The following is a 6,518-nucleotide window of genomic DNA, read 5'->3' as shown; positions in this document are numbered from 1 at the left end:
CACGGTGAACTGGGACTTGGGGACGGCCAGCACGTAGCCGACACCCGACTGTTCCAGCAGCCGGCGGAATCGATTGTCCTGACCGTAGGCGGAATCCGCGGTGACCCAGGTAATGGGCAGCGGCGAGGCGACGGCCCGCAGCACCATGTGCCGGGCCAGTTCGCCCTTGGTGGCGAACTCCCGATCGTCGGGGACCCTGGCAGTGCGGCAGCGTTCCCGGTCCCCGGTCCAGGACTTCGGGAGGTAGAGCTCGCAGTCGACCAGGGCCCGGCCGCGGGCGGAGGCGTAGGCGGCGAAGACGCCGATCTGGCAGTTCTCGGTCCGGCCGGCGGTTCCGGAGTACTGGCGCTGGACCCCGGCCGAGGTGGTGCCCTTCTTGATGAACCCGGTGTCGTCGATGATCAGGACGCCGTCGGCCTCGCCGAGCTTGTCGGCGACGTATTTCTGCAGGTCGTCGCGGATGTCATCGGGCTCCCACTTCGATCCGGCGAGGAGGTGCTGCAGGCCGTCGGGCGTGGGGTGGCCGGCCTGTTCGGCCAGCTGCCAGCTGTTCTTGCGGGCCACCGGGGCGAGCAGCCCGCGTACGTAGTCACGCACGCGGCGGCGGAGCTCGACTCGGCCGAAGCGGTGCCCGATGGTCAGGAAGAGATCGTCCAGTTCGAGGTCCCACTGCGCGGCGGCATACTCGGTGATCACCCTCGGAGGCTGCCCCGCCGCTGTTACTACCAGCGGCGTTGTCGCACGATCGAGGGGCGGTCTCCGTGAGACCGCCCCCGCACGATCGAAGTCCCGCTACACTCCAGCCGCCCAGCGAAACCCGCAGGTCAGACAGCAAAGTCCTGCTGGAGTACTAGGCGCCTTCGTCGTCATGCCAGATGATTTCCATGCGCTTGTCTCCGTCGAATGCCTGTCCCCGGTAATCCGCCTTTTTGACACGGATACGCCGAATAGCAAGCCGCAACAGGTCCCGCTTAAGCGCATCATCTGCGCCCTCCCACGCTTTACGTTGGCACGACGTTTCGAGAAGGAATGAAATATCAATGCTTTCCTGTCCGCCCGTCGCCCCCACAGCCTTCTGAGCGTCTAGGACTGCTTCGTTGGCCTCAGCTAGCGCCGGGGCAAAGAAGTGCTCTGAGGGGCCGTCATAGAGTCCGGAGCGTCGGTCTTTCCACAGGCGGCTCAAAGCTGCTTCCGCATCTGCCAGGGCCGCCCGTGCCGCTGCTTCGTCCTCCGACGCTTGCGGGTCCTGTCGGGCCTGCCAGCGCTCCGCCACAATCGCCAACAGACGTTCATGGGGCTCAGTCGCTGCAAGTCGAGCAGACCAGCGCATGTAGACATACTCTTCAGCGCTTTTCTGCGCCACGTACGCCGGGGCCGGACACACTCCCCCAGCACCCGGACGCCAACAGCAGTAGCCTTTTCCGCGCCACGTCACGGAAGACCTGCACCCGCCGCATTCAAGGAGATCTGTTAGCCTCGCGCTTTCATGAAGCGGGCTGTCCGGCAGGCGGTCAGGTAAGCAGAAAGGGCCTCTGACCAGCAAGAATGAGGATTGTCTAGGTCCTTGTTCCCGCTGAATCCAGAGGCACTTTCCAAGTGAAGAAGCCTACCGGCTCCTATCCCCATGTCCGCGTCCAGGGGGACGGCCGGACCGTGGTCTCGCAGGCCGGTTCGGTCCTGCTCGTCGAAACCGTCCGCAAGAGTGGCCTTGACCAGGCCATATCCGCGGCCCTGGCCCCATGGCGGAAACCCCGGGCCGTCCACGACCCCGGCAAGATACTCGTGGACCTCGCGCCGGCGGTCGCGCTCGGCGGGGACTGCCTCGCGGACATCGCGACGCTGCGGGCCGAGCCGGCCGTGTTCGGGCAGGTCGCCTCCGACCCCACGGTCTCCCGGCTGATCGACACCCTTGCCGCCTCGGGCGAGAAGGCACTGACCGCCATCCGCACCGCACGTTCCGAAGTCCGCCAACATCTGTGGGAATTGGCTGGCGACCGGGCTCCGGATGTCGGCGGACAGGTAACCGTGGACCTGGACGGGGTGCTGGTCGTCGCCCACTCGGACAAGCAGGACGCGGCCCCGACCTGGAAGAAGACCTACGGACACCACCCGCTCATGGCCTTCGTCGACCACGGCCCGGGCGGAACCGGCGAACCCGTCGCCGCGCTCCTCCGTCCGGGAAACGCGGGCTCGAACACGGCCGCCGACCACATCAGTGCCGCCCGCCTGGCCCTGGCCCAACTGCCGAAGAAGTACCGGCGGGGACGCCGGACTCTGATCCGCTGTGATTCTGCGGGCGGGACCCATAAGCTTGTCGCCTGGCTCGCCCAGCGCGGGCGGTGGCTGTCCTACTCGGTCGGCATGGTGATCACCGAGGCCGTCCACCAGCACGTCCTCAAGATCCCCGCGTCGGCCTGGACCCCGGCCGTCGAGTCAAACGGTGAAGTGAGGGACGGGGCCTGGGTCGCCGAACTCACCGGGGACCTTCTCGCTGACTGGCCGAAGGGCATGCGGCTGATCGTCCGCAGGGAACGTCCCCATCCAGGAGCCCAGTTGAGGATCACGGACGCGGACGGCATGCGGCTCACCTGCTTCGCGACCAACACGCCGGGCCGTCCGATCGCCCAGCTCGAGCTCCGTCACCGGCTGCGGGCCCGCGCGGAGGACCGGATCCGGGCCGCCCGGGCGACGGGACTGCGGAACCTGCCCCTGCACGACACCGCGCAAAACCAGGTCTGGCTGGAGATCGTCCAGATCGCTCTCGACCTGCTGGCCTGGCTGCCCATGCTCGCCCTGACCGGCCGGGCGAGGCTCTGGGAACCGCGTCGCCTGCGGTTCCGCCTGTTCTCCGTGGCAGGCCAACTCGTCACCACCGGCCGGCGCCGCATCCTCCGCCTCGCCCGGCACTGGCCCTGGACCAGCGAGATCACAGGCGCCCTCGAGCGGCTCGCACTCCTGCCAAACCCTGGCTGACCAGCAGATTCACCCGTCCCTGCGAGGGAACGTTCCAGCCCGGAGCGGTGGAACCCGGCGTTCACCCGAGACGACACTCGGGCCCACGGCCTGCCCAACCGCGTTCATCGGCAACGAAATGGGCCACCGACTTCGTTGGCGGCCCATCACGAAAGATCGAGGTTAGGACGTGACGCGCTCGCCACGACTCCTTATCAACGGCCGGACCAACTCCCCTGGAAGCCGTCTGAGCCGCGTTGTACTCATCTTCTGACAGCACAGGCGGGCCAACCATGACGCTTACTCTTTCACCGGCCGCATTTCGGTAAAGCATTCGCTTTGACTTTCCGTCTTCGCGCCCGGTCACCTGCCAGCCAGCGTAGGCGGGGTTACCGATCATGTCTGCAACCGTACTGAAAGCCCATGTGCCGCCGGTAGGTGACGGGACCCCACGCTCGTTGAGCATGCGAGAGATTTGCCGCTTGGCATGCCCGGCAACTGGAGCCTCGTACGTAATCCATCGGGCAATGTCGAGTTTCGTCACATTGGGCTCGCCGGGGATTCCGGCAGACGTTTCAGGGTCACGCTCAAGCTTGCGCTCTTCGATCTGTTCCCCGTCTTCGTCTTCGGCTGTCACCATGACGAGTCTGAGACCGTAGGGGGCGACACCGTTTAGCCATTCCCCGTTGTCTCGCTGGAACGTCTTGGCATTCCGAACGCGCTCGCTCAGAACTTCTGTCTCTTCGCGGGCATCCTCTGCCCGCCTGATCAGTTCCGAACGATCACGGGGGTTCGCAGAATCCAGCCCGATTCCCGGGGTATCTGGGTCTCCGTTATCCACCAGCAAACGACGGGACCGTCCGTCTTGCGGCTCAACGATGCTGAGTATTGCTCCAGCTCCGCGCCGGGTCCACCGGTCAAGACGGAAGACCCAAAGTGCGCCAATCTCGCCCCTGTCAAGCGCTTGCAAAGCAAGGTCCTGTTGGGCCAATTTCTTGCTTCGGCGGAACCGGCTAGCACTTCCGACTTCCCGCCAGACATGCCGGACCGTGAGCCCTAACTCAGCGGCTGTGCGTCTCCCCCGTGCTTCCTGCGCGCTGACGGAGATCTCCCGGCGCCCAGTCTTCGACTTCACGGCTTGACTCTTGCGGCACACCAGGTCAATCAAGGTCCTGATGTCCTCAGTTGGAGTGCTCATGGGCCAAGGTTCACACGTCACAGGACGGGATCGCCAGTGTCCAACGTGCCGAGGGCCGCTACCGGCTGATGCCGGGCATCCTGGCCGCGCTGCGCGACCGCGCGAATCCCTTCTCGATCCTCACCAAGGGCACGCTGATCCTGCGTGACCTGGAGCTGCTGCGGCAGGCCGCCGGGGTCACCGACGTCGGCGTCTCGGTCTCCGTCGGCTTCACCGACACCGAACTGTGGCGCACCGTGGAACCGGGCACGCCCGCCCCGGAGCGCCGGCTGGAGGTCGTGCGCACGCTCGCCGCGCACGGGATCGGCTGCGGGGTGCTGATGGCACCGGTGATCCCTTTCCTGGGCGACCGGCCGGAGCAACTGCGGGCCACCGTAAGGGCGATCGCCGCGGCGGGAGCCACCTCCGTCACGCCGCTCGTGCTGCACCTGCGGCCGGGGGCCCGCGAGTGGTTCATGTCCTGGCTCGGGCAGCACCATCCGTACCTCGTGAACCGGTACGAGCGGCTGTACGCGGAGGGCGTCTACGCCCCGAAGTGGTACCAGCGCAGGATCACCCGTCAGGTCCACGACCTGGCCCGGGAGTACGGCATCGGCCCCACCCGCGCGGAGATGCCCCACCGACTCCGGCCCGCCGGACACCCGGTGACCGGCTCTCCTGACCATGGATCCCCTGCCTCCGGGCCCTCCTCCTCCGGGCCCTCCGCCTCCGCCTCCCGACACTCCGACGCCTCCACGTCGGGCCCGACCCAACTCTCTCTTCTTTAGAAGCATTCGAGGGCATCCGGCGACCCGATCGGGTCAAGAGTCGGCGGAACGCGTTCATCCAGCGGCTCATTCCGGGACGATGCCGCGTGGACCGTGAGCCCGCGGTTCACCGACCTCCGTCCTGGGAGGACCCATGAGGAAACGCGCAGCAGTGCTGTGCAGTGCCGCCGCCGTCATGGCCGGGAGCCTGACGGCCCTGCCCGCCGAGGCGGCCGCACCGAACGGCGCCGACACGTTCCGCGCGGCGAAGCCCGTGTGGAAGGACTGCGGCACCGAGAACCATCCGACGCTGCAGTGCGCGTCCGTCGAGGTACCGCTCGACCATGCCCGCCCCGAGGGGCGGAAGATCACCCTCGCACTGTCCCGCGTTCCGCACACCGCGAAGGAGTACCAGGGCCCTCTGCTGGTCAACCCGGGCGGCCCCGGCGGCAGCGGGCTGGCGCTCGCCGGGTTCGTCGCGGCCTCGCTGCCGAAGGAGGTGGCCGCCCAGTACGACGTGATCGGCTTCGATCCGCGGGGGGTGGGCGAGAGCAGGCCCGCGCTGAACTGCGAGCCGAACTACTTCGACCCGGTGCGGCCGAACACGGTGCCGAGCACCCGCGCGGTGGAGCAGGCCAACCTCGCGCGCGTGAAGTCGTTCGCCGACGCCTGCGGCAAGAAGCACGCGGATCTCCTGCCGCACGTGAACACGACCAGCGCGGTGCGCGACATGGACGTGATCCGGCAGGCGCTGGGCGCGGAGAAAATCAATTACTTCGGCTACTCCTACGGCACGTATCTGGGCGCCGTGTACGCCAAGCTGTTCCCGGAGCGGGTACGGCGCCTGGTCCTCGACTCGATCGTCGACCCCAACGAGGTCTGGTACGAGGCCAACCTGAACCAGGACCGCGCCTTCAACGACCGCCACCGCGCCCTGATGGCCTGGATCGCCGAGCACGACGGCACGTACCGGCTCGGCACCGATCCGGAGAAGATCGAGGCCGAGTGGTACGCGATGCGCGCGGCCCTGGCGAAGAAGCCGGCCGGTGACAAGGTGGGTGCGGCCGAACTGGAGGACACCTTCCTGCCGGGCGGCTACTACAACGGCTACTGGCCCTATCTGGCGGAGGCGTTCGCGGCGTACGTGAACAAGGGCGACTCGGGCCCGCTGGTCAGGACGTACGAGAACTTCGGTGCGGTCGACGCCGCCGGTGCCAACGGCTACAGCGTCTACACGGCGGTCGAGTGCCGGGACGCGTCCTGGCCGCGGGACTGGCGGCAGTGGCGCAAGGACACCTGGGAGGTGTACGAGCGGGCGCCGTTCATGACGTGGAACAACGCCTGGTACAACGCGGCGTGCGCGTTCTGGCCGACCGAGTCGCTGCGGCCCGTGAACGTCCTCAACGGGAAGCTGCCGCCGGCGTTGCTCTTCCAGGCCACCGACGACGCGGCCACCCCCTACCAGGGAGGCGTGACGGTCCACCAGCTGCTGGCCGGCTCCAGCCTGGTGGTGGAGCAGGACGGCGGCAATCACGGCATCACGCTGAGCGGCAACGCCTGCCTGGACGAGCACCTGACGGCGTATCTGACCGACGGCACCGTGCCGCGCGGCCGCGGCCGCG

5 protein-coding genes and 1 pseudogene are annotated in these 6,518 nt (G+C 67.5%); 3 read left to right on the top strand and 3 right to left on the bottom strand.

Annotated features, from left to right (window positions below):
- Both AOK11_RS30385 and AOK11_RS43085 read right to left on the bottom strand, forming a co-directional pair.
- On the bottom strand, positions 1-696 hold a 696-nt coding region (locus tag AOK11_RS30385; RefSeq protein WP_107098717.1), incomplete at its 3' end, for an IS701 family transposase.
- A 154-nt stretch (positions 697-850) separates the two neighbouring features.
- On the bottom strand, positions 851-1,363 hold the full coding sequence (locus AOK11_RS43085) for a hypothetical protein (RefSeq protein ID WP_157869480.1): 513 nt from the start codon (positions 1,361-1,363) through the stop codon (positions 851-853).
- A 233-nt stretch (positions 1,364-1,596) separates the two neighbouring features.
- Between AOK11_RS43085 and AOK11_RS30380 the strand changes: the two genes are divergently transcribed.
- A complete protein-coding gene (locus AOK11_RS30380; protein ID WP_055596907.1) occupies positions 1,597-2,973 on the top strand; it encodes an IS1380 family transposase in 1,377 nt (458 codons plus the stop codon).
- 61 nt (positions 2,974-3,034) lie between these two features.
- Here AOK11_RS30380 and AOK11_RS45560 read toward each other — a convergent pair whose 3' ends face one another.
- Positions 3,035-3,592 carry a recombinase family protein gene (locus tag AOK11_RS45560; RefSeq protein ID WP_276204855.1) on the bottom strand — a complete coding sequence of 186 codons (558 nt, stop codon included), beginning with the start codon at positions 3,590-3,592 and terminating at the stop codon, positions 3,035-3,037.
- Between the two features lie 599 nt (positions 3,593-4,191).
- Here AOK11_RS45560 and AOK11_RS30375 point away from each other — a divergent pair.
- A pseudogene (locus AOK11_RS30375) lies at positions 4,192-4,917 on the top strand (radical SAM family protein); the annotation flags it as partial.
- 133 nt (positions 4,918-5,050) lie between these two features.
- Positions 5,051-6,518, top strand: a 1,468-nt coding sequence (locus AOK11_RS30370; protein WP_055596908.1) for an alpha/beta hydrolase, incomplete at its 3' end; no start/stop codon positions are given.

Source organism: Streptomyces hirsutus (assembly GCF_001418415.1).
Lineage (GTDB): Bacteria > Actinomycetota > Actinomycetes > Streptomycetales > Streptomycetaceae > Streptomyces > Streptomyces hirsutus.
The sequence above is the reverse complement of the archived record's forward strand: the minus strand, read 5'-3'. Positions and strand labels throughout refer to the sequence as shown.

What these genes read in the sequence shown, in the direction of transcription:
- AOK11_RS45560 (WP_276204855.1), bottom strand. Translation starts at nt 3,592, where the DNA reads ATGGTGACAGCCGAAGACGAAGACGGGGAACAGATCGAAGAGCGCAAG.